A 21,558-nucleotide genomic window follows, 5' to 3' on the forward strand; every position below is an offset into this window, starting at 1 on the left:
CTGTCCCCTCTACGCGAGGAACAGGCCGGGCCTAGCAATCAACGACGTGGCAGGAATTGCAGCGGATCGACAGGTTTGCCCTGGCGGCGAATTTCAAAATGAAGCTTCACCCGGTCGGTACCCGTGGACCCCATTTCGGCAATTGTCTGCCCTACCTTGACCTGCTGTCCCTCCCGAACCAAAAGCCTGCGGTTGTGACCGTAGGCACTGACGTAGGTATCGTTGTGCTTGATGATTACCAACTCGCCGTAGCCCCGCAAGCCACTCCCGGCGTAGACAACTGAACCATCAGATGCAGCAAAAACAGGCTGTCCCAAATCACCGGCGATATCAATGCCTTTATTCAAACTACCGTTTGAAGCGAATTTTCCAATCAGCACACCATTGGCCGGCCACGCCCAGCCGGCCGTGGAGCGCCCAGCCGGTGGCACCTGCACGGGTGCCGTGGTGGTCGCCACCGGGGCAACTGGCGGGGTGTTTGGCGTGGTTGCAGGCGCCGTAGTGGGCGGCGGCGTTATCGGTTTACCGGAGCTGTCCAGCGGACGCTTGATGATGGTGGTCTTGCTCGAGGACGAAGGCGAGCTGGTGACCACCGTGCTGCCCGCAACGGGCGCCGGGCCACTGGAGCGGCCATCGAAACGGATCGCCTGGCCCGGGCGAATGGTATATGGCGGGGCAATACCGTTGCGCGCAGCCAGGGCCTTGTAGTCCCAGCCGTAGCGAAAGGCAATGGAGAACAGGGTGTCGCCGGGGCGCACCACGTATTGACCGGTGGTGACCACAGGGCGTTTGGGCGCGGCGTTGTTGCGATCGACCACCCGAACACTGTTGGAGGACGTGCTGGTGCACCCCGTCACTAGCGTGCCCACGGCCAGTGCAATCAGCAGAAGCTTGAAGCTTGATGGATCCTTGCGCTGCCGAATGTTTGTGTGACCCACCCGCCGCTCCCTCTAATGGTGACCGATGTTAAAAATGCAATATTGTTGCAATTATACCCGAGCGCGCCGCCATGCGGACGTCAGGCCATTGCTAAACGTGATCTGCAACAGATTATGGTAGCCCGCCAGATAGACAGGGCAATGCTGGCGAAATTCGCCCGGGCGAAAAAAAAGCCCGGTCAGGCCAATGGACCGTTGAGCAACGGCACAAAGCGCACCGCACCCAGCACCCGCCGCGAGAAGCCGTGCTCTTCGCGAACGATCAGCATCAATTGCTGGGTTTCACCGGCCGGCCCTACCGGAATGACCATGCGCCCGCCCGGGGCGAGCTGGTCGAGCAGGGCCTGCGGCACCTCTGGCGCCACGGCGGTGACGATAATGCCATTGTAAGGCGCCAGAGCCGGCCAGCCTTCGCAACCATCGCCCCAACGGAACACCACGTTGCGCAGGTTCAACTCGATCAGGCGCTCCTTGGCACGATCCTGCAGGACCTTGATGCGCTCGACAGAAAACACCCGCTCCACCAGTTGCGCGAGAATCGCAGTCTGGTAGCCGGAACCTGTGCCAATCTCCAGCACCTTGTCCAGCGGGCCGGCTTCAAGCAGCAGCTCGCTCATGTGCGCAACCATGAACGGCTGGGAGATGGTCTGGTTGTTGCCAATGGGCAACGCCGTGTCTTCGTAGGCGCGGTGGGCCAGGGCTTCATCGACGAACAGGTGCCGGGGCGTACGGCGCAGTACGTCGATCACCTTGGGGTTGGAGACCCCTTCTTCGATCAGGCGCTTGATCAACCGCTCGCGGGTTCGCTCAGAGGTAAAACCGATACCATGGCGCATCAGATCATCCTGTTCGCGCATCAGAGTAGCCCCTCCAGCCAGCCATCGAGGCGCTCGAAGGCATCGTTGAAGGTCCGGTCAAGCTGCAGCGGCGTGATCGAGACGTAGCCCTGCATCACCGCATGAAAATCCGTGCCCGGGCCACCGTCTTCGGCATCGCCGGCCACGGCGATCCAGTAGCCTTCCTTGCCTCGCGGATTGACCACCTTGGTCGGCGCCGCCGCGCGGGCGCGATGCCCGAGGCGGGTCAACTGGATGCCGCGGATATGCTCAAGCGGCAGGTTGGGGATGTTGACGTTGAGCACCGTACGTGGCGGTAGCTCGAGGCTGGCATGGGCTTCGACCAGTTTACGGGCAAAATAGGCGGCCGTCGGCAGGTTGTCGGGCAAACGCGAGAGCAACGAGAAGGCAAACGAAGTACCACCCAAAAAGCGCCCTTCCAGCGCCGCAGCCACGGTACCGGAATACAGCACGTCATCGCCCAGGTTGGCGCCCAGGTTGATACCCGACACCACCATGTCCACTGGGGCCTCCAGCAAGCCGTTGAGGCCCAGGTGGACGCAATCGGTCGGCGTGCCGTTGAGGCTGATAAAGCCATTGGCCAGGGTTTGCGGGCACAACGGCCGGTCGAGCGTCAGCGAGCTGCTGGCGCCGCTTTTGTCCTGGTCCGGGGCGATCACCACACATTCGGCATAATCCGCCAGCGCAGCATGCAGCGCGGCGAGACCGGGTGCGGTAACCCCGTCGTCGTTCGAAATCAGAATACGCATGGGCTGTCCGTCTGCCCTGCCGGCACCAGATCAACAAGCTCGCGCACCACCACGGTGGCGAAGCATCCGGCCGGAAGGACGAATTCCAGTTGCAGGATATCAGGCTCGGGATAATGCCACGTAAGCCCGCTAATGGGCAGTCGTAGAATGCGTCGTTCGTGACTCATGCCCGCCCGCGCCAGCCATTGGCACAAGGCCGCATGCTGCTCACCGATACGTTGCTCGAGTTCGCCGGCCGCTCCGCTGGCGCCGGACTGGCCTTCGCCCCACAGCGGGCCGGTGGGGTGCAGGTCAAGAATCGCCAGGCGTGGATCGGAGCATTCCGCCTCGCCGGCCGGAAAAAAGCTGCGGCTGTCGGTAAACGCCAGCAGATCACCAACCTGTGCCTGCTGCCAACTGCCATTGGCGACACGTTGAGCCAGCACCTGGTTGAACAGGTAACTGCGGGCAGTGGAAAGCAGCCGCGAACGGACGTTGCGCTGCTCCGGCAACGCCTGGCGGTTGGCCCAGTCGCGGGCGTCGTGCACATTGCCGCCGCCGTGGCCGAAGCGCTGGGTGCCGAAATAGTTCGGCACGCCCTGGCTGCGGATCTGCTCAAGCCGGGTATCCAGTGCCGCATGCTCGGCCTTGAGGCCAGTCAGGCGCAAGGTAAAACCGTTGGCCGAATGCGCGCCACGCTGCAGTTTGCGCGAGTGGCGGGTTTGCTTGAGGATACTCAGGGTTTCGTTTTCGGCCGCGCTCAGGTCAGGGTCGGCCTTGCCCGGCAGGTGCAGGCTGAACCACTGGCGGGTCAGGGCCTGGCGGTCCTTGAGGCCGGCGTAGCTGATGCTGCGTACCGGCACACCGGCAGCACGGGCCAGGCGGCGGGCAGCTTCTTCGGTGTTCAGGTCGCGTTTTTCGACCCACAGCCACAGGTGCTCACCGGCGCCGCTCAGGGGAATGTCGAGCACTTCGTCGACCTGGAAGTCTTCGGCGCAGGCCTTGAGAATTGCGCTGCCCAGCGCTTCACCCGACGCACGCGGGCCCAGCAGTTCGAGTTCAGTCATGCCGGCAGCAACAGCGCGACGGCGTGAACCGCAATGCCTTCCTCACGCCCGGTAAAGCCGAGCTTTTCGGTGGTGGTGGCCTTGACGTTGACCTGGTCCAGTTCGACCTGCAGGTCTTCGGCGATCAACTGGCGCATGGTGTCGATATGCGGGGCCATCTTCGGCGCCTGGGCAACGATGGTGGCGTCGATATTGCCGACCTTCCAGCCCTTGGCCTGGACGATCTTGACGATATGGCGCAACAGCACACGGCTGTCTACGCCTTTGAACTGCGGGTCGGTATCGGGAAAATGCTTGCCGATATCGCCCAGCGCCGCGGCGCCAAGCAGGGCATCACTCAGGGCGTGCAGCAGAACGTCGCCATCAGAATGGGCCAGCAGCCCGAACTTGTGCGCAATGCGCACCCCACCCAAGGTGATGAAATCGCCTTCCGCGAAGCGGTGCACATCGTAGCCGTGGCCAATACGCATAAAAAAACGCCCTGATTGAGTCAGGGCGTGATTCTACCTGCTTTGCCGGTGCTTGGGCTTGATTTGTAGGATCAGTTACACGCACCTGTCAGCGCTGCGGCATGATGACGCAAGTGGTCATCGATGAAGCTGGCGATGAAGTAATAGCTGTGGTCATAGCCCGGCTGCAACCGCAAGGTCAGCGGATGGCCCGCGGCCTTGGCCGCCTGCTCGAGCACCTGCGGCTTGAGCTGGTTGTCGAGGAAATCATCGCGATCGCCCTGATCGACCAGCAGCGGCAAGCGCTCGCCAGCCTCGGCAAGCAACACACTGGCGTCCCACTCGCGCCAGCGGGCCCGATCCTGCCCCAGATAGCGGCTGAAGGCCTTCTGCCCCCAAGGGCAATCCATCGGGTTGCTGATCGGCGCGAACGCCGACACCGAACGGTAGCGCCCGGGGTTACGCAAGGCGCACACCAGTGCACCGTGCCCACCCATGGAGTGACCGCTGATGCCACGCTGCGTGGACGCGGGAAAATGCGCCTCGACCAGCGCCGGCAGCTCGTCCACCACATAATCGTGCATGCGATAGTGCTGGGCCCACGGCTGCTCGGTGGCGTTGAGGTAGAACCCGGCACCCAGGCCGAAGTCCCAGGCGCCGTCCGGATCAGCCGGCACCTGCGGCCCGCGCGGGCTGGTATCGGGAGCAACGATGATCAAGCCAAGCTCGGCAGCCAGTTTGTGCGCACCGGCTTTGTGCATGAAGTTTTCATCGGTGCAGGTCAGGCCACTCAGCCAGTACAGCACCGGCAGCTTGCCGCCCTGCTCGGCCTGCGGCGGCAGGTACACGGCAAACACCATGTCGCAACCGAGCACCTGGGAGCGATGGCGGTAGCGTTTATGCCAACCGCCGAAGCTCTTCTGGCAGGAGATGTTTTCCAGGCTCATGGCAAACCTCAGAAGTGGATGACGCTGCGAATGCTCTTGCCTTCATGCATCAGGTCGAACGCCTTGTTGATGTCTTCCAGGCCCATGGTGTGGGTGATGAAGGTATCCAGCGGGATTTCGCCTTTTTCCGACATTTCCACGTAGCTCGGCAGCTCGCTGCGACCACGCACGCCACCGAAGGCCGAACCGCGCCAGACCCGACCAGTCACCAGCTGGAACGGACGGGTGGAAATTTCCTGACCGGCACCGGCAACACCGATGATCACCGACTCGCCCCAGCCCTTGTGGCAGCATTCGAGCGCTGCACGCATCAGTTGCACGTTACCCACGCACTCGAAGGAGAAGTCCACGCCGCCGTCGGTGAGGTCGACAATCACGTCCTGGATCGGACGGTCGTAGTCTTTCGGGTTGACGCAGTCGGTGGCGCCCAGTTGTTTGGCGATCTCGAATTTGCTCGGGTTGATGTCCACGGCAATGATCCGCGAAGCCTTGGCCTTCACCGCACCGATGATCGCCGACAGGCCGATGCCGCCCAGGCCGAAGATGGCCACGGTGTCGCCGGGCTTGACCTTGGCGGTATTGAGCACCGCGCCGATACCGGTGGTTACGCCGCAACCGAGCAGACAGACCTTTTCCAGCGGTGCTTCTTTCTGGATCTTGGCCACGGAAATTTCTGGCAGCACGGTGTACTCGGAAAAGGTCGAGGTGCCCATGTAGTGGAACAGTTGCTGACCCTTGTAGGAGAAACGCGTAGTGCCATCGGGCATCAGGCCCTTGCCCTGGGTCGCACGAATGGCCTGGCACAGGTTGGTCTTGCCGGAACGGCAGAATTTGCACTGGCCGCACTCGGGGGTATACAGCGGGATCACATGATCGCCAACAGCAACCGAGGTCACGCCCTCACCGATGGCTTCGACAATGGCGCCGCCTTCGTGGCCGAGGATCGACGGGAAGATGCCTTCCGGGTCGGCGCCCGACAGGGTATAGGCGTCGGTATGGCAAACGCCGCTGGCGACTACACGCAGCAGCACCTCGCCGGCCTTGGGCATGGCCACGTCGACTTCGACGATCTCCAGCGGTTTCTTGGCCTCAAAGGCAACGGCGGCACGGGACTTGATCATCAATCTTCTCCAGCAAAGGGTCAGTTCAGGCTTGCAGTGTAATTCATCGTTATTTGATGAATAATCCAGGCAAAGACAAAACATTATTGCTGCACAGGGACAATCAATGAGCAATCTTTGGGAGGGTATAGACGAGTTCGTCGCCGTTGCCGAGGCCGGGCAGTTCACCGCTGCCGCCGAACGCCTCGGGGTGTCGTCGTCCCATGTCAGCCGGCAGATCGCCCGCCTCGAAGAGCGCCTGCAAACCCGTCTGCTGTATCGCAGTACGCGGCGGGTAACCTTGAGCGAAGCCGGGCAGACCTTCCTGCAACATTGTCAACGCCTGCAGGATGGCCGCGAAGAAGCCCTGCGCGCCATGGGCGACCTGACCAGCGAACCGAAGGGCCTGCTGCGCATGACCTGCGCCGTGGCCTACGGTGAACGCTTCATCGTGCCGTTGGTTACGCGCTTCATGGCGTCGTATCCGCAACTGCGGGTGGACATCGAACTGAGCAACCGCCCGCTGGACCTGGTGCATGAGGGCATGGACCTGGCGATTCGCCTCGGCCGCCTGCAGGACTCGCGGCTGGTAGCTACGCGTCTGGCACCGCGGCGTATGTACCTGTGTGCATCGCCCGCGTACCTGGAACGCTATGGCCGGCCGCATAGCCTTTCGGAACTGGCGCGGCACAATTGCCTGATCGGCAGCTCGGACAGTTGGGCGCTGCAACTGGATGGACGGGAAATGGGGCAGCGAGTCCAGGGCAACTGGCGCTGCAACAGCGGCCAGGCGGTGCTGGATGCGGCGCTGCAGGGGATGGGCTTGTGTCAGTTGCCGGATTACTACGTGCTCGAGCACCTCAAAAGTGGCGCACTAGTGTCGTTGCTGGAAGCGCATCAGCCGCCGAATACAGCGGTGTGGGCGCTGTATCCGCAGCAGCGGCATTTGTCGCCGAAAGTGCGCAAGCTGGTGGATTATCTACGTGAGGGGTTGGCGGGGCTGCCTGAGTATCGAGACACCTGAAAAGCATCGCGGGGCAAGCCCGCTCCCACCCCCGCAATCAGCGCTTGGCCCAGCGCTGGCGCAACCACTCCAGATCTTCGGGGCGGGTGACCTTGATGTTGTCGCTGCGCCCTTCGATCAAGCGTGGCGCCTGCCCGGCCCATTCGATGGCCGAGGACTCGTCGGTAATCGCCACGTCAGCCACCAGGCTGTCGGCCAGGGCCTGGTGCAAGGCACCGAGGCGGAACATTTGCGGCGTGTAAGCCTGCCAGACGGTACTGCGGTCGATAGTGCTGCTGACCCGGCCGTTGGCATCCGCACGCTTGAGGGTATCGCGCGCCGGCACCGCCAGCAGCCCGCCCACCGGGTCATCGGCAAGTTCGGCCAGCAGGCGGTCGAGGTCGCTGCGTGCCAGGTTTGGCCGCGCGGCGTCGTGTACCAGCACCCAGTCGCTGTCCGCCGCGCCTTGGGCGTGTAGCAGCAACAAGGCGTTGAGCACCGAGTCGGCGCGTTGCTGGCCGCCCTCGGCGCGCTGGATACGTGGATCGCTGGCGCAGCGCAAAGCGGGCCAGTAAGGATCGTCAGCGGCAACGCTGACCACCACCCCTTTGACACAGGGATGGTCAAGAAAACAGTCGAGGCTATGCTCGAGAATGGTCTGCCCGCCCAATTGCAGGTACTGCTTGGGACGGTCGGCAGCCATGCGGGCACCAACACCCGCAGCGGGAATCACGGCCCAGAAGGCCGGCAAGGTCTGGTTCATTGGGCAAGCTGGTAGAGGGTTTCACCCTCCTTGACCATACCCAGTTCGTGGCGAGCCCGTTCTTCGACGGTTTCCATACCTTTCTTCAGCTCCAGCACTTCGGCATCAAGCACGCGGTTACGCTCCAGCAAACGCTCGTTCTCAGCGTGCTGGTCAGCGATCTGTTGCTTGAGTTCGGTGACCTGGGCCAGGCTGCCATTGCCCACCCACAGACGATACTGCAGGCCACCGAGCAGCAGGAGCAAGACGAGGAACAACCAATAAGGACTGCGCATCAGGGTATCCAGTGGAAAAGACCGCCACATCTGCAGGTCGCTGATGGCACGAAGCCTGGCCGAAGCCAGGCTTTGTGTTCAGACACCTGCAGCATGGGCTTCTGAACGATCAGTATGACCGCTCGGCGCCGCTTTGCTGCTGTCTTTTTACCATCTCTTGCTTAGCCGCGAAACTCGGCACGGCCACGGTACACAGCCTTGCTGCCCAGTTGCTCTTCGATACGCAGCAGCTGGTTGTACTTGGAGACGCGGTCGGAACGGCACAGCGAACCGGTCTTGATCTGGCCGGCAGCAGTACCCACGGCCAAGTCAGCAATGGTCGAGTCTTCGGTTTCGCCCGAACGGTGCGAGATTACTGCGGTGTAACCAGCAGCCTTGGCCATCTGGATGGCTTCCAGGGTTTCGGTCAGCGAGCCGATCTGGTTGAACTTGATCAGGATCGAGTTGCCGATCTTCTTGTCGATGCCTTCTTTGAGGATCTTGGTGTTGGTCACGAACAGGTCGTCACCGACCAGTTGCACCTTGTCGCCGATCTTGTCGGTGAGGATCTTCCAGCCAGCCCAGTCGGACTCGTCCAGGCCGTCTTCGATCGAGATGATCGGGAAACGCTCGGTCAGGCCTTTGAGGTAGTCGGCAAAACCGGCAGCGTCGAAGGACTTGCCTTCGCCGGACAGGTTGTACTTGCCGTCTTCGAAGAATTCGCTGGCTGCGCAGTCCAGGGCCAGGGTCACGTCGGTGCCCAGCTTGTAACCGGCGTTGGCGACGGCTTCGGCGATGGCCGACAGCGCGTCTTCGTTGGAGGCCAGGTTAGGCGCGAAACCACCTTCGTCACCGACAGCGGTGTTCAGGCCACGGGCCTTCAGCACAGCCTTGAGGTGATGGAAAATCTCGGTGCCCATGCGCAGCGCGTCGGAGAAGGTTTTGGCGCCAACCGGCTGAACCATGAACTCCTGGATGTCGACGTTGTTGTCGGCGTGCTCGCCGCCGTTGATGATGTTCATCATCGGAACCGGCATCGAGTACTGGCCTGGGGTGCCATTGAGGTTGGCGATGTGCGCGTACAGCGGCAGGTCCTGGTCCTGTGCAGCGGCCTTGGCGGCAGCCAGGGACACGGCGAGGATGGCGTTGGCGCCCAGCTTGGCCTTGTTCTCGGTACCGTCCAGGTCGATCATGGCGCGGTCGAGGGCTTTCTGGTCAACCGGGTCCTTGCCCAGCAGCAGGTCGCGGATCGGGCCGTTGATGTTGGCAACTGCCTTGAGTACGCCCTTGCCCATGTAACGGCTCTTGTCGCCATCACGCAGCTCCAGCGCTTCGCGCGAGCCAGTGGAAGCACCGGACGGCGCGCAGGCGCTGCCGATGATGCCGTTGTCGAGCAGCACGTCCGCTTCTACGGTAGGGTTACCACGCGAATCGAGAACTTCACGACCTTTGATGTCGACGATTTTTGCCATTGTTGTAAGCACTCCAGAATTGACGAAAACAACGCAGCTGAGAAAAATCTTGCCGCTCGCCGGGCAATTTGAAACAGGCAGGCCCGGCGAAAGCAGACCCCTGACCCGAGGGTCAGAGGTTGAACGGGGGGTACTTTACCGGAGAATCGAGGATTACGCGGTTTCTACCGTCGGAAAACTCTTCACCAGGTCATCCAGTTGCTTGAGCTGGGCCAGGAAAGGCTCCAGTTTGTCCAGGCGCAGGGCGCATGGGCCGTCACACTTGGCGTTGTCCGGATCCGGATGCGCCTCGAGGAACAGGCCGGCCAGGCCCTGGCTCAGGCCCGCCTTGGCCAGGTCGGTGACCTGGGCGCGGCGACCACCGGCGGAATCGGCGCGACCACCCGGCATCTGCAGGGAGTGGGTCACGTCGAAGAACACCGGGTACTCGAACTGCTTCATGATGCCAAAGCCGAGCATGTCCACTACCAGGTTGTTGTAACCGAAGCTCGAACCACGCTCGCAGAGAATCAACTGATCGTTACCGGCCTCTTCGCACTTGGTCAGGATGTGTTTCATTTCCTGAGGTGCGAGGAACTGCGCCTTCTTGATGTTGATCACCGCGCCGGTCTTGGCCATGGCCACCACCAGGTCGGTCTGGCGCGAGAGGAAGGCCGGCAACTGGATGATGTCGCAGACCTTGGCCACCGCGGCGGCCTGCTCCGGCTCGTGCACGTCGGTGATGACCGGCACGTTGAAGGTCTTCTTGATCTCTTCGAAGATCCTCATCCCCTCTTCCAGGCCAGGGCCACGGTAGGAGGTGATCGACGAACGGTTGGCCTTGTCGAAACTGGCCTTGAACACGTAAGGGATACCGAGTTTCTCGGTAACCCGCACGTACTCTTCACAGACCTTCATGGCCAGGTCACGGGATTCCAGCACGTTCATGCCGCCGAACAGGACGAACGGCTTGTCGTTGGCGATCTCGATGTTACCGACGCGAATGATCTTCTGGGTCATGGATCAGGCCTTGTTCTTTTGAGCCAGTGCCGCCTTGACGAAGCCGCTGAACAGCGGATGGCCGTCACGCGGGGTCGAGGTGAACTCCGGGTGGAACTGGCAAGCGACGAACCAAGGATGATCCTGGGACTCGACCACTTCGACCAGCGCGCCGTCGCCGGAACGACCGGAAACTTTCAGGCCGGCTTCGACCAACTGCGGCAGCAGGTTGTTGTTCACTTCGTAACGGTGGCGATGACGCTCGACGATCACGTCCTTGGCGTAGCAATCGTGGACCTTGGAACCGCTTGCCAGCTGGCATTCCTGAGCGCCCAGACGCATGGTGCCGCCCAGGTCGGAGGCTTCGGTACGGGTTTCGACCGCGCCGGTGGCATCTTCCCACTCGGTGATCAGGCCAACGACCGGGTGGCCGCTGTTGCGATCGAACTCGGTGGAGTTGGCGTCTTTCCAGCCCATGACGTTACGGGCGAATTCGATGACCGCCACTTGCATGCCCAGGCAGATACCCAGGTACGGGACCTTGTTCTCGCGAGCGTACTGCACAGCAGTGATCTTGCCTTCAACGCCACGCAGGCCGAAACCACCCGGGACCAGAATGGCATCGGCGCCTTCGAGCAGGCTGGTGCCCTGGTTCTCGATGTCTTCGGAGTCGATGTAGCGCAGGTTGACCTTGGTGCGGTTCTGGATGCCGGCATGGCTCATCGCTTCGATCAGCGACTTGTAGGCGTCCAGCAGCTCCATGTACTTGCCGACCATGGCGATGGTGACTTCGTGCTCAGGGTTGAGCTTGGCGTCGACGACCTTTTCCCACTCGGACAGGTCGGCACCGTTGCATTGCAGGCCGAAACGCTCGACGACGAAGTCATCCAGGCCCTGGGCGTGCAGCACGGCCGGGATCTTGTAGATGGTATCGACGTCCTCCAGGGAGATCACCGCACGCTCTTCGACGTTGGTGAACAGGGCGATCTTGCGGCGCGAGGAGACATCCACCGGATGGTCGGAGCGGCAGATCAGCACGTCTGGCTGCAGGCCGATGGAGCGCAGCTCCTTGACCGAGTGCTGGGTTGGCTTGGTCTTGGTCTCGCCAGCGGTGGCGATGTACGGAACCAGGGTCAGGTGCATCAGCATGGCGCGCTTGGAGCCCACTTCGACGCGCAGCTGACGGATAGCCTCGAGGAACGGTTGCGACTCGATGTCACCCACGGTACCGCCGATTTCCACCAGGGCCACGTCGGCATCGCCAGCACCCTTGATGATGCGGCGCTTGATCTCGTCGGTGATGTGCGGAATGACCTGGATGGTCGCGCCCAGGTAATCACCACGGCGCTCCTTGCGCAGCACGTGCTCGTAGATACGGCCGGTGGTGAAGTTGTTGTTCTGGGTCATGGTCGTGCGGATGAACCGCTCGTAGTGGCCCAGGTCCAGGTCGGTCTCGGCACCGTCGTGGGTGACGAACACTTCACCGTGCTGGAACGGGCTCATGGTGCCCGGGTCGACGTTGATGTACGGGTCCAGCTTGAGCATGGTGACCTTGAGCCCCCGCGCCTCCAGGATGGCCGCCAATGAAGCCGAGGCAATGCCTTTCCCCAATGAAGAAACAACACCGCCCGTGACGAATATGTAGCGCGTCATGAAAAACCCTAGAAGTCTGCGTTAAAGCGGTCAGTGCCGCCGGGGAAAGCGAAGGAAGGCCGAAGCCCCCGATCACCTGCGTCAATCACAGTGCATCTTAAAAAACTGCCGCGTCTGGTCACACCGGGGGTTGGATACCCGGTTAGGAGCTCGCTAAACATTTTTAGAATCGCCCAGCAAAAAACTGCTTGGTAATCGGCAACTGCTGTGATTTCGGGGAAGCCACAGAAGCTGTATCAAGAAGGGAGCGTAGTCTACCCGAATGTGCCTTTCATCTCAAACCTTGCTCGCTCGTCGGCGCATGCCAATGCAATTGCCAGTCGCCCTGGCTCAAACCCGGCAGGTTGGCCACCGCCAGCAATTGCTCGCTGCAATACAGCAGCGGCAGGCGTGAACGGACGAATGACGGCAGCTGCGACTCGTTGAGCAGGCGCTTCAGATCGCGCTGGCCGCGGCCGTTGATTGTCAGGGTTTCGCCGCCCTGGCGGTAGGCAATATGCAAGGGCCCCTGCGGCAACGTGCCGCTGAGGCTGACGCTGCCGTTACCGCTCAACGCCAGCACTTTGCCCGCATCAGGCCAGGCCTGCGGGCCGCCCACAGGCATCAGCCAGTCAGCGGCCAACCACCAGATCCGGGCGCCTGCGCGGTGCAGCTCGCCGTCGGTCAGCCGCCACAGTGGCCATCCGTCGGATGCAGCATCGCGCAGAGCCTCCCAGCCGGCCCAGTGGCGGCTATCGGGCAGCCGTGTGCGCGGTGCCAGCCAGTACTGCAGGGCATTGCGCTGACGGGCCGGGGATAGCCGGCGCAGCACCTCAAGGTCCAACGAGTCGAGGCCAAGCCAGGCGAACGGCGCCGGGGTCGAGGCCTCGGCCAGATCCTCCAGGGCCAGCTCATCGAGCAGGCCCTGGGCTTCACTCAGGTGTTCGGCGCTGCGTGCCAGGTTTTGCGCCGCTTGCGGCCAGCGCTGCACGAGCGTCGGGAAAACCTGGTGGCGCAGGTAATTGCGGGAGAACTGGGTGTCGTTGTTGGACGGATCTTCGATCCAGTTCAACTGCTGCGCCTGGGCGTAAGCCTGCAGGTCACTACGAGAAACACCCAGCAACGGCCGCACCAGCATGCCCTGCCCTAGCGGCCGCTGCGCCGGCATCGCACTCACGCCGCGCAGGCCGGCACCGCGCAACAGGCGAAACAACAGGGTTTCGGCCTGGTCTTCGCGGTGCTGGCCGGTCAGGAGGATTTCGCCGGGAGCCAAGGCAGCGCTAAAAGCTGCGTAGCGCGCATCACGGGCGCCCTGCTCGAGGCTGGCACCAAGGGCGACGCTGACCCGAATGATCTGCAGTTCGACGCCCAGAGCGTCGCACAGGCGCTGACAATGACCCGGCCAGGCATCAGCCGCAGCTTGCAAACCGTGATGGATGTGAATGGCGCGCAGTGCAGGCAGGGGTTGCTGGCGGGACAGGGTTGCCAGCAGGTGCAGGAGGACGGTGGAATCCAGGCCGCCAGAGAGGGCGATGCACCAGGAGGGGGCGGTGAGCCAGGGGGACAGCTTGGTGTGAAGATCAATCATCAGCGTCGACCCGGTTGCGAGCGCTTTGCGCTCGATCGCGGGTCAAGCTCGCTCCCACAGTGCTCAAGGCAAACTGTGGGAGCGGACGTGACCCGCGATTGTCAGATCAGAGCCCGTAGCTCATCAGACGGTCATAACGGCGCTTGAGCAGCGCGTCGTTGTCTAACGTCTTGAGCATGTCCAGTTGCTCGATCAGCTCGCTACGAACGTTGGCGGACATCTTCGCCGGATCACGGTGCGCGCCGCCCAGCGGCTCGGCGATGACCTTGTCGACGATGCCCAGGCCTTTCAGGCGCTCGGCGGTGATGCCCATGGCTTCGGCTGCGTCCGAGGCTTTCTCGGCGGTCTTCCACAGGATCGAGGCGCAACCTTCTGGCGAGATCACCGAGTAGGTCGAGTACTGCAGCATGTTCAGCTGGTCGCAGACACCGATAGCCAGCGCACCGCCAGAACCACCTTCACCGATAACGGTGGCGATGATCGGGGTTTTCAGACGCGCCATGACCCGCAGGTTCCAGGCAATGGCTTCGCTCTGGTTGCGCTCTTCGGCGTCGATGCCAGGGTAGGCGCCCGGGGTGTCGATGAAGGTCAGGATCGGCATCTTGAAACGCTCAGCCATTTCCATCAGGCGGCACGCCTTGCGGTAGCCTTCAGGGCGCGGCATGCCAAAGTTGCGGCGAACCTTTTCGCGCACTTCGCGGCCTTTCTGGTGACCGATGACCATCACCGGCTGGTCGTCCAGGCGGGCGATACCGCCAACGATGGCAGCATCGTCGGAGAAATGACGGTCACCGTGCAGCTCGTCGAACTCGGTGAAGATGTGTTCGATGTAGTCCAGGGTGTACGGACGGCGCGGATGACGGGCCAGGCGGGCGATCTGCCAGCTGGTCAGGTTGCCGAAAATGCTTTCGGTCAGGGTGCTGCTCTTGTCTTGCAGACGGGCGATCTCATCGCCGATGTTCAGCGAGTTGTCATTGCCAACCAGGCGCAGCTCTTCGATCTTGGCTTGCAGGTCAGCAATCGGCTGTTCGAAATCCAGAAAATTCGGGTTCATAGGCATCCGTCTTGGGTCTACGGCCAGGCGGCCGGCCGGTTGATCCGTTTGGCGCCCTACCTTAAGGGATCAGGCGCATTCAGGTCGAGATTAAAAATTCATCGATATTGCAAAAAGACGTTCTCACGTCCGAACTGGTCACGCAGGGCCTGAATCAGGCCATCGGCGGGGTCGATACGCCAGCTTTCACCGAACTGCAGCATGGCCTTGGCATCGCTGCCGGTGTATTCCATGGTGATCGGGCAGGCGCCGCGATGGCGCTTGAACAACTCGCCCAGCCAGTTCAGCCGGTCGCCCTTGAGGGCGTCGGTGTGCACCTTCAGGCGCAGGCTTTCGGCCAGGTTGGTGCGGGCATCTTCCATGCTCATCACCCGCTTGACCCGCAGGCGCAGGCCACCGGAGAAGTCATCGTTGCTGACCTCGCCTTCAACCACCACCATAGCATCGGTCTGCAGCAGTGCCTGGTTGGCCATGAAGGCGTCGGCGAACAGCGACGCCTCGATGCGCCCGGAGCGGTCGTCGAGGGTGACAAAGCCCATCTTGTCGCCCTTTTTATTCTTCATGACGCGCAGGGCAATGATCATCCCGGCGACGGTCTGGGTGTCGCGCGCAGGCTTCAGGTCAATGATGCGCTGGCGTGCGAAGCGGCGGATCTCGCCTTCGTATTCGTCGATCGGGTGACCGGTCAGGTACAGGCCCAGGGTGTCTTTTTCACCCCGCAGGCGCTCCTTGAGGGTCAGCTCGCGGGCCTTGCGGTGGTTGGCATAGACGTCGGCATCCTCTTCGACGAACAGCCCGCCGAACAGGTCGACATGACCGCTATCGGCGGTGCGTGCCGTCTGCTCGGCAGACTTGATCGCCTCTTCCATGGCCGCCAGCAGCACCGCGCGGTTGCGGTCGATGTTGGCCTGATAGGCCTTGAGCTCGTCATGAAAATGCGGGCCGAGGCGATCCAGCGCGCCGCTGCGAATCAAGGCATCGAGGGTACGCTTGTTGATGCGTTTGAGATCGACTCGCTCGCAGAAGTCGAACAGGTCCTTGAACGGGCCGCCAGCACGGGCTTCGACGATGGCCTCGACTGGCCCCTCGCCCACGCCCTTGATCGCGCCCAGGCCATAGACGATGCGGCCATCGTCATTGACCGTGAACTTGAAGTCGGAGGTGTTCACATCCGGCGCATCGAGGCGCAACTTCATGCTGCGCACTTCCTCGATCAAGGTCACGACCTTGTCGGTGTTGTGCATATCCGCCGACAGCACCGCGGCCATGAACGGCGCCGGGTGGTGGGTCTTGAGCCAGGCAGTCTGGTAGGACACCAGGCCATAGGCGGCGGAGTGGGATTTGTTGAAGCCGTAACCGGCGAACTTCTCTACCAGGTCGAAAATGTTACCGGCGAGGTCCGGATCGATGTTGTTACTGGCACAACCTTCAATGAAACCGCCCCGCTGCTTGGCCATTTCCTCGGGTTTTTTCTTACCCATGGCCCGGCGCAGCATGTCCGCGCCGCCGAGGGTATAGCCCGCCATGACCTGGGCAATCTGCATCACCTGTTCCTGGTACAGGATGATGCCGTAGGTCGGGGCCAGAACGGGCTTGAGGCCTTCGTACTGGTAGTCCGAGTGCGGGTAAGCCAGTTCCGCGCGACCGTGCTTGCGGTTGATGAAGTCGTCCACCATGCCCGATTGCAGCGGGCCGGGACGGAACAGCGCCACCAGTGCGATCAAGTCTTCCAGGCAGTCGGGCTTGAGCTTTTTGATCAGCTCTTTCATGCCCCGCGATTCAAGCTGGAACACCGCCGTGGTTTCGGCTTTCTGCAGCAGGTCGTAGGTCTTCTTGTCATCCAGCGGGATGAAATCGATGTTCAGGTCATCGAGGCCTTTCTTGGCCTGTTCGCGGTTGATGGTTTCCATCGCCCACTTGATAATGGTCAGGGTCCGCAGGCCGAGGAAGTCGAACTTCACCAGGCCGGCGGCCTCGACGTCATCCTTGTCGAACTGGGTAACCAGGCCGCCGCCTTCTTCATCACAGGCGATCGGCGAGAAGTCGGTAAGCTTGGTCGGCGCGATAACCACACCACCGGCGTGTTTACCGGTACCCCGGCAAACGCCCTCGAGCTTGAGGGCCATGTCCCAGATTTCCTTGGCGTCTTCGTCGCTCTTGAGGAAATCGCGCAGGATTTCTTCCTGCTCGTAGGCTTTTTCCAGGGTCATGCCGACTTCGAAGGGGATCATCTTCGACAGACGGTCAGCCAGGCCGTAGGACTTGCCCTGCACCCGCGCCACGTCGCGCACCACCGCCTTGGCGGCCATGGTACCGAAGGTGATGATCTGGCTCACGGCGTTGCGCCCGTAGGCGTCGGCCACGTATTCGATTACCCGGTCGCGACCATCCATGCAGAAGTCGACGTCGAAGTCGGGCATCGAGACCCGTTCCGGGTTGAGGAAGCGTTCGAACAGCAGGTCATAGGCCAGCGGATCGAGGTCGGTAATCTTCAGTACGTAAGCGACCAGCGAGCCGGCACCCGAACCCCGGCCCGGGCCGACCGGCACGCCGTTGTTCTTGGCCCACTTGATGAAGTCCATAACGATCAGGAAGTAACCGGGGAAGCCCATCTGGATGATGATATCCAGTTCGAACTTCAGCCGGTCGAGGTAGACCTGGCGCTTCTCTTCGTAATTCGGTGTGGTGTCTTTCGGCCAGAGTACCGCCAGACGCTCTTCCAGGCCCTCGTGGGAAACGTGGCGCAGGTAGTCGTCGATGCCCATGCCGTTGGGTGTCGGGAAGTCCGGCAGGAAGTGCTTGCCCAACTGAACCTGGATGTTGCAGCGCTTGGCGATCTCGACGGTGTTGGCAATCGCCTCGGGCAGGTCGCTGAACAGCTCGGCCATTTCTTCCGGGCTTTTCAGGTACTGCTGGTCACTGTAGTTACGCGACCGGCGCGGGTCGTCCAGCGCCCGACCTTCACCGATGCACACGCGGGTTTCGTGGGCGTCGTAGTCGGTCTGCTTGATAAAGCGCACGTCGTTGGTTGCCACCAGCGGTGCGTTCAGCTTGTCGGCCAGGGCCACGGCGGCGTGCAGGTATTCTTCGTCACCGGCGCGGTTGGTGCGCTGCACTTCGACGTAGAAGCGCTCAGGGAACATCTGCATCCAGTCGCGCAGCAAGGCCTCGGCTTCATCCGGGTTGCCATTGAGCAACGCCATGCCGATGTCGCCCTCTTTGGCCGCAGACAGCGCAATCACGCCCTCGCTGGCTTCAGCGATCCACTGACGCTCAATGATCACCAGGCCATTGCGCTGGCCATCGACCCAGCCGCGGGAAATCAACTCGGTAAGGTTGCGGTAGCCCTTGGCGTCCATGGCCAGCAGGCAGATGCGCGACAACGGCGCATCCGGGTCGCTGTTGGCCAGCCACAGGTCGGCGCCGCAGATTGGCTTGATACCGGCGCCCATGGCGTTCTTGTAGAACTTGACCAGCGAACACATGTTGCTCTGGTCGGTAACCGCGACCGCCGGCATGTTCATCGCCGCCAATGCCTTGGCCAGCGGCTTGATCCGCACCAGGCCATCGACCAGCGAGTATTCGGTGTGCAGGCGAAGATGAACGAAAGAAGCCGACATGATGATCCTATAGCAGCACAAAACAACAAGGCCCGGATTGTACCGGGCCTTGATCAAAACAACAGCCAGTGCAGGGCGATCCTGACTATTGACGCCCTTGCCTAGTCAGACCTCGGCAAACCCGCCGCTGATGGCATCGCGGGCTTCGAAGGCGGCGCGTACCGGTGCGAACGAGCGCCGGTGGATCGGCGTCGGCCCCAGGCGCGCCAGGGCTTCGAGGTGCACCGGGGTCGGGTAGCCCTTGTGCCCGCCAATGCCGTAGCCAGGATAGATCAGCTCGAACGCTGCCATTTCGCGGTCACGGGTGACCTTGGCCAGGATCGACGCGGCGGCAATAGCCGGCACCTGGCTATCGCCCTTGACCACCGGCGCCGCCGGCACCGATAGCTGCGGGCAGCGGTTACCGTCGATCAGCGCCAGTTTTGGCGTGACGCTCAATCCCTCGACCGCTCGCTTCATGGCCAGCATGGTGGCGTGAAGGATATTGAGCTGGTCGATTTCCTCGACCTCGGCACGGGCGATGCAGAAGCTCAGGGCTTTTTCACAAATTTCGTCAAAAAGCTTTTCACGCTTGGCTTCGGTGAGCTTCTTCGAGTCGTTGAGCCCCAGAATCGGCCGCTTAGGGTCGAGAATCACCGCAGCGGTCACCACTGCGCCGCACAGCGGGCCACGGCCCACCTCGTCGACACCGGCGACCAGGTCCTCGACCAGGTTGAAGTCCAATCCCATTTGCATCTATTGGTTTTCCAGCAAAGCCAGCACCGCGTCAGCTGCCTGGTTGGAGGCATCGCGGCGCAAGGTACGGTGAATCTGGTCAAAGCCTTCGGTCTGCTGCACACCACCATGTACCAACGGCGCCAGGGTCTGGGCCAGGGCGTCGGCAGTGGCGGCTTCCTGCAGCAACTCGGGCACCAGCATGCGCTGGGCCAGCAGGTTGGGCAGCGATACGTACGGGCTTTTTACCAGGCGTTTCAAAATCCAGTAAGTCAGCGGCGCTAAGCGGTAGGCCACGACCATCGGCCGCTTGAACAGCAAGGCTTCAAGGGTAGCTGTACCGGACGCGATCAATACCGCGTCGCAGGCAGCCAGGGCCTGATGCGAGCGACCGTCAAGCAGGGTCACCGGCAGGTCGCGGCCCTGGAGCATCTGTTCAAGCTGGGCACGGCGCTCGGCATTGGCACACGGGGAAACGAAACGCACCTCCGGCACCAATTCGCGCAGACGCTGGGCGGTGTCGAGGAACAGCGTACCCAGGCGGCCGACCTCACCACCCCGGCTGCCAGGCATCAGGGCAACCAGCGGCCCTTCACCCAGCCCGAGCTGTTCGCGGGCAGCGCCGCGGTCAGCGTCCAGTGGAATGCTGTCGGCCAGCGGATGGCCGACAAAGCGCACCGGTACGCCCTTCTCTTCATAGAACTTGGCTTCGAACGGAAACAACGTGAGCATCAGGTCGCAGCCTTCGCGAATCTTCAGCACCCGCTTCTGTCGCCAGGCCCAGACCGACGGGCTGACGTAATGCACGGTTTTGATCCCGGCCTTGCGCAGGTTCAGCTCGATATTGAGGGTGAAGTCCGGGGCATCGATGCCGATGAACACGTCCGGGCGCTCGGCGATCAGGGTCTGGATCAGTTCCTTGCGACGCTTGAGCAGCTCGCGCAGGCGCCCTAGCACCTCGACCAGGCCCATCACCGCCAGGCGCTCCATGGGGAAGTACGAGGTCAGGCCTTCGGCCTGCATCAACGGTCCACCGACACCAATGAAGCGTACCTGCGGATGGCGCGCCTTGAGCGCGCGCATCAACCCGGCGCCGAGAATATCACCACTGGCCTCACCGGCCACCAGCGCTACACAAAGCTCGGCCATATCAGCGAGTGATGCCGCGGCTGGAGTTCTGGATCGACTTGAGGAACACGTCGACTTCAGGGAACTGGGTCGCAGGCTCTGCCAACTCGGCAATCGCCTGCTCGACGGTCAGGCCCTGGCGGTAGACCACCTTGTAGGCCCGACGCAGGGCGTGAATCGCATCCTCGCTGAAACCGCGACGGCGCATGCCCTCGAAGTTCATGCTGCGCGCTTCGGCCGGGTTGCCGAACACCGTCACGAAGGCCGGTACGTCCTTGCCGATCGCCGTGCCCATGCCGGAAAAGCTGTGGGCGCCGATATGGCAGAACTGATGCACCAGGGTGAACCCGGAGAGGATCGCCCAGTCATCAACATGAACATGGCCAGCCAGCGCCGTGTTGTTGACCAGAATGCAATGGTTACCGATGACACTGTCGTGGCCGATGTGGGCATAGGCCATGATCAGGTTGTGATCACCCAGGGTGGTTTCCGAGCGGTCCTGCACAGTGCCACGGTGAATGGTCACGCCTTCGCGGATCACATTGTGATCGCCGATCACCAGGCGCGTAGCCTCACCCTTGTACTTGAGGTCAGGGGTATCTTCGCCTACCGAGGAAAACTGGTAGATGCGATTGTGCCGACCGATGCGGGTCGGCCCCTTGAGAATCACGTGCGGACCGATAACGGTCCCCTCGCCGATCTCGACCCCGGCACCGATGATCGACCAAGGGCCTACCTCGACACCGTCGGCAAGCTTGGCCGACGGATCGATGATTGCCCGAGGGTCAATCAAACTCATAGCTTGCGTTCCGCGCAGATGATCTCGGCCGAGCATACCGGCTTGCCATCAACCGACGCCTGGCACTCGAACTTCCAGATCTGGCGCTTGCAGCTGATGAACTTGGCTTCGAGGATCAGTTGATCACCCGGCAGCACTGGCTGGCGGAAGCGCAGTTTGTCGGAACCGACGAAGTAGTACAGGGTACCGTCCGCAGGTTTCACGTCGAGCATCTTGAAGCCAAGGATACCGGCTGCCTGGGCCATGGCCTCGATGATCAGCACGCCCGGCATGATCGGGTGCGCCGGGAAGTGACCATTGAAGAAAGGTTCGTTGATGCTGACATTCTTGTAGGCACGAATGCGCTGGGCCTCGACGTCCAGTTCCACCACCCGGTCCACCAACAGGAACGGGTAACGGTGAGGCAGGTATTCGCGAATCTCGTTGATGTCCATCATTTCGGGGGGAAGCCTGTAGTAAAGATAGGG

Annotated in this window: 20 protein-coding genes; 1 reads left to right on the plus strand and 19 read right to left on the minus strand. The window is 62.0% G+C overall.

What is annotated here, in order from left to right; genetic code table 11:
- Positions 1-38: 38 nt before the first annotated feature.
- From F8N82_RS18835 to F8N82_RS18865, 7 genes are all read right to left on the minus strand, one after another.
- On the minus strand, positions 39-938 hold the full coding sequence (locus F8N82_RS18835) for a peptidoglycan DD-metalloendopeptidase family protein (protein ID WP_038996713.1): 900 nt from the start codon (positions 936-938) through the stop codon (positions 39-41).
- Between the two features lie 179 nt (positions 939-1,117).
- The gene (locus F8N82_RS18840; RefSeq protein ID WP_038996714.1) at positions 1,118-1,795 is read right to left on the minus strand and encodes a protein-L-isoaspartate(D-aspartate) O-methyltransferase; all 678 of its coding nucleotides are present in this window, start codon (positions 1,793-1,795) and stop codon (positions 1,118-1,120) included.
- Entirely contained in the window at positions 1,795-2,544 is a 750-nt protein-coding gene (gene surE / locus F8N82_RS18845; RefSeq protein WP_038996716.1) for a 5'/3'-nucleotidase SurE, read from the minus strand. The genes F8N82_RS18840 and surE overlap by 1 nt, the downstream gene beginning before the upstream one ends.
- Complete coding sequence (truD, locus tag F8N82_RS18850) at positions 2,532-3,590, minus strand: tRNA pseudouridine(13) synthase TruD (RefSeq protein ID WP_038996717.1); 1,059 nt, start codon at positions 3,588-3,590, stop codon at positions 2,532-2,534. Before truD ends, surE begins: the two co-directional genes overlap by 13 nt.
- Positions 3,587-4,060 (minus strand): 2-C-methyl-D-erythritol 2,4-cyclodiphosphate synthase, encoded by a 474-nt coding sequence (ispF, locus tag F8N82_RS18855; RefSeq protein WP_038996718.1) that lies wholly within the window; start codon positions 4,058-4,060, stop codon positions 3,587-3,589. The genes truD and ispF overlap by 4 nt, the downstream gene beginning before the upstream one ends.
- A gap of 71 nt (positions 4,061-4,131) precedes the next feature.
- Positions 4,132-4,986: an S-formylglutathione hydrolase gene (fghA, locus tag F8N82_RS18860; protein ID WP_038996719.1), complete on the minus strand. Its 855-nt coding sequence runs from the start codon at positions 4,984-4,986 to the stop codon at positions 4,132-4,134.
- Positions 4,987-4,994: 8 nt separating this feature from the next.
- Positions 4,995-6,107 (minus strand): S-(hydroxymethyl)glutathione dehydrogenase/class III alcohol dehydrogenase, encoded by a 1,113-nt coding sequence (locus F8N82_RS18865; RefSeq protein ID WP_038996720.1) that lies wholly within the window; start codon positions 6,105-6,107, stop codon positions 4,995-4,997.
- Between the two features lie 106 nt (positions 6,108-6,213).
- On the opposite strand from F8N82_RS18865, the gene F8N82_RS18870 reads away from it, so the two are divergent.
- Positions 6,214-7,110 (plus strand): LysR substrate-binding domain-containing protein, encoded by an 897-nt coding sequence (locus F8N82_RS18870; protein ID WP_038996721.1) that lies wholly within the window; start codon positions 6,214-6,216, stop codon positions 7,108-7,110.
- A 37-nt stretch (positions 7,111-7,147) separates the two neighbouring features.
- Here the strand turns inward: F8N82_RS18870 and ispD are convergent, their stop codons facing one another.
- The 12 genes from ispD to fabZ all read right to left on the minus strand — a co-directional run bounded on the left by ispD (position 7,148) and on the right by fabZ (position 21,528).
- Positions 7,148-7,852, minus strand: coding sequence for a 2-C-methyl-D-erythritol 4-phosphate cytidylyltransferase (ispD, locus tag F8N82_RS18875; protein ID WP_038996722.1), 705 nt, complete (start codon positions 7,850-7,852; stop codon positions 7,148-7,150).
- On the minus strand, positions 7,849-8,127 hold the full coding sequence (gene ftsB / locus F8N82_RS18880; RefSeq protein ID WP_038996723.1) for a cell division protein FtsB: 279 nt from the start codon (positions 8,125-8,127) through the stop codon (positions 7,849-7,851). The genes ispD and ftsB overlap by 4 nt, the downstream gene beginning before the upstream one ends.
- 161 nt (positions 8,128-8,288) lie before the next feature.
- Positions 8,289-9,578 carry a phosphopyruvate hydratase gene (gene eno, locus F8N82_RS18885; protein WP_038996724.1) on the minus strand — a complete coding sequence of 430 codons (1,290 nt, stop codon included), beginning with the start codon at positions 9,576-9,578 and terminating at the stop codon, positions 8,289-8,291.
- A 153-nt stretch (positions 9,579-9,731) separates the two neighbouring features.
- Positions 9,732-10,577 carry a 3-deoxy-8-phosphooctulonate synthase gene (gene kdsA / locus F8N82_RS18890; protein WP_038996725.1) on the minus strand — a complete coding sequence of 282 codons (846 nt, stop codon included), beginning with the start codon at positions 10,575-10,577 and terminating at the stop codon, positions 9,732-9,734.
- A gap of 3 nt (positions 10,578-10,580) precedes the next feature.
- Entirely contained in the window at positions 10,581-12,209 is a 1,629-nt protein-coding gene (locus F8N82_RS18895; RefSeq protein WP_038996727.1) for a CTP synthase, read from the minus strand.
- 271 nt (positions 12,210-12,480) lie between these two features.
- The gene (tilS, locus tag F8N82_RS18900; RefSeq protein WP_038996728.1) at positions 12,481-13,776 is read right to left on the minus strand and encodes a tRNA lysidine(34) synthetase TilS; all 1,296 of its coding nucleotides are present in this window, start codon (positions 13,774-13,776) and stop codon (positions 12,481-12,483) included.
- A 106-nt stretch (positions 13,777-13,882) separates the two neighbouring features.
- Positions 13,883-14,830, minus strand: a complete 948-nt coding sequence (locus tag F8N82_RS18905) for an acetyl-CoA carboxylase carboxyltransferase subunit alpha (protein WP_038996729.1) — start codon at positions 14,828-14,830, stop codon at positions 13,883-13,885.
- Positions 14,831-14,928: 98 nt separating this feature from the next.
- Positions 14,929-18,450 carry a DNA polymerase III subunit alpha gene (gene dnaE, locus F8N82_RS18910; RefSeq protein WP_038996730.1) on the minus strand — a complete coding sequence of 1,174 codons (3,522 nt, stop codon included), beginning with the start codon at positions 18,448-18,450 and terminating at the stop codon, positions 14,929-14,931.
- Positions 18,451-18,555: 105 nt separating this feature from the next.
- Positions 18,556-19,185, minus strand: coding sequence for a ribonuclease HII (gene rnhB / locus F8N82_RS18915; RefSeq protein ID WP_038996731.1), 630 nt, complete (start codon positions 19,183-19,185; stop codon positions 18,556-18,558).
- Complete coding sequence (lpxB, locus tag F8N82_RS18920; protein WP_038996732.1) at positions 19,186-20,313, minus strand: lipid-A-disaccharide synthase; 1,128 nt, start codon at positions 20,311-20,313, stop codon at positions 19,186-19,188.
- Between the two features lies 1 nt (position 20,314).
- The gene (gene lpxA, locus F8N82_RS18925; RefSeq protein ID WP_038996733.1) at positions 20,315-21,091 is read right to left on the minus strand and encodes an acyl-ACP--UDP-N-acetylglucosamine O-acyltransferase; all 777 of its coding nucleotides are present in this window, start codon (positions 21,089-21,091) and stop codon (positions 20,315-20,317) included.
- The gene (gene fabZ, locus F8N82_RS18930; protein ID WP_010224833.1) at positions 21,088-21,528 is read right to left on the minus strand and encodes a 3-hydroxyacyl-ACP dehydratase FabZ; all 441 of its coding nucleotides are present in this window, start codon (positions 21,526-21,528) and stop codon (positions 21,088-21,090) included. Before fabZ ends, lpxA begins: the two co-directional genes overlap by 4 nt.
- Between the last annotated feature and the right edge of the window lie 30 nt (positions 21,529-21,558).

This window comes from Pseudomonas fluorescens, from assembly GCF_902497775.2.
Classification (GTDB): Bacteria; Pseudomonadota; Gammaproteobacteria; order Pseudomonadales; family Pseudomonadaceae; genus Aquipseudomonas; species Aquipseudomonas putida_F.

What these genes read in the sequence shown, in the direction of transcription:
- F8N82_RS18840 (WP_038996714.1), bottom strand. Translation starts at nt 1,795, where the DNA reads ATGCGCGAACAGGATGATCTGATGCGCCATGGTATCGGTTTTACCTCT.
- surE (WP_038996716.1), bottom strand. Translation starts at nt 2,544, where the DNA reads ATGCGTATTCTGATTTCGAACGACGACGGGGTTACCGCACCCGGTCTC.
- truD (WP_038996717.1), bottom strand. Translation starts at nt 3,590, where the DNA reads ATGACTGAACTCGAACTGCTGGGCCCGCGTGCGTCGGGTGAAGCGCTG.
- ispF (WP_038996718.1), bottom strand. Translation starts at nt 4,060, where the DNA reads ATGCGTATTGGCCACGGCTACGATGTGCACCGCTTCGCGGAAGGCGAT.
- fghA (WP_038996719.1), bottom strand. Translation starts at nt 4,986, where the DNA reads ATGAGCCTGGAAAACATCTCCTGCCAGAAGAGCTTCGGCGGTTGGCAT.
- F8N82_RS18865 (WP_038996720.1), bottom strand. Translation starts at nt 6,107, where the DNA reads ATGATCAAGTCCCGTGCCGCCGTTGCCTTTGAGGCCAAGAAACCGCTG.
- F8N82_RS18870 (WP_038996721.1), top strand. Translation starts at nt 6,214, where the DNA reads ATGAGCAATCTTTGGGAGGGTATAGACGAGTTCGTCGCCGTTGCCGAG.
- ispD (WP_038996722.1), bottom strand. Translation starts at nt 7,852, where the DNA reads ATGAACCAGACCTTGCCGGCCTTCTGGGCCGTGATTCCCGCTGCGGGT.
- ftsB (WP_038996723.1), bottom strand. Translation starts at nt 8,127, where the DNA reads ATGCGCAGTCCTTATTGGTTGTTCCTCGTCTTGCTCCTGCTGCTCGGT.
- eno (WP_038996724.1), bottom strand. Translation starts at nt 9,578, where the DNA reads ATGGCAAAAATCGTCGACATCAAAGGTCGTGAAGTTCTCGATTCGCGT.
- kdsA (WP_038996725.1), bottom strand. Translation starts at nt 10,577, where the DNA reads ATGACCCAGAAGATCATTCGCGTCGGTAACATCGAGATCGCCAACGAC.
- F8N82_RS18895 (WP_038996727.1), bottom strand. Translation starts at nt 12,209, where the DNA reads ATGACGCGCTACATATTCGTCACGGGCGGTGTTGTTTCTTCATTGGGG.
- tilS (WP_038996728.1), bottom strand. Translation starts at nt 13,776, where the DNA reads ATGATTGATCTTCACACCAAGCTGTCCCCCTGGCTCACCGCCCCCTCC.
- F8N82_RS18905 (WP_038996729.1), bottom strand. Translation starts at nt 14,830, where the DNA reads ATGAACCCGAATTTTCTGGATTTCGAACAGCCGATTGCTGACCTGCAA.
- dnaE (WP_038996730.1), bottom strand. Translation starts at nt 18,450, where the DNA reads ATGTCGGCTTCTTTCGTTCATCTTCGCCTGCACACCGAATACTCGCTG.
- rnhB (WP_038996731.1), bottom strand. Translation starts at nt 19,185, where the DNA reads ATGCAAATGGGATTGGACTTCAACCTGGTCGAGGACCTGGTCGCCGGT.
- lpxB (WP_038996732.1), bottom strand. Translation starts at nt 20,313, where the DNA reads ATGGCCGAGCTTTGTGTAGCGCTGGTGGCCGGTGAGGCCAGTGGTGAT.
- lpxA (WP_038996733.1), bottom strand. Translation starts at nt 21,091, where the DNA reads ATGAGTTTGATTGACCCTCGGGCAATCATCGATCCGTCGGCCAAGCTT.
- fabZ (WP_010224833.1), bottom strand. Translation starts at nt 21,528, where the DNA reads ATGATGGACATCAACGAGATTCGCGAATACCTGCCTCACCGTTACCCG.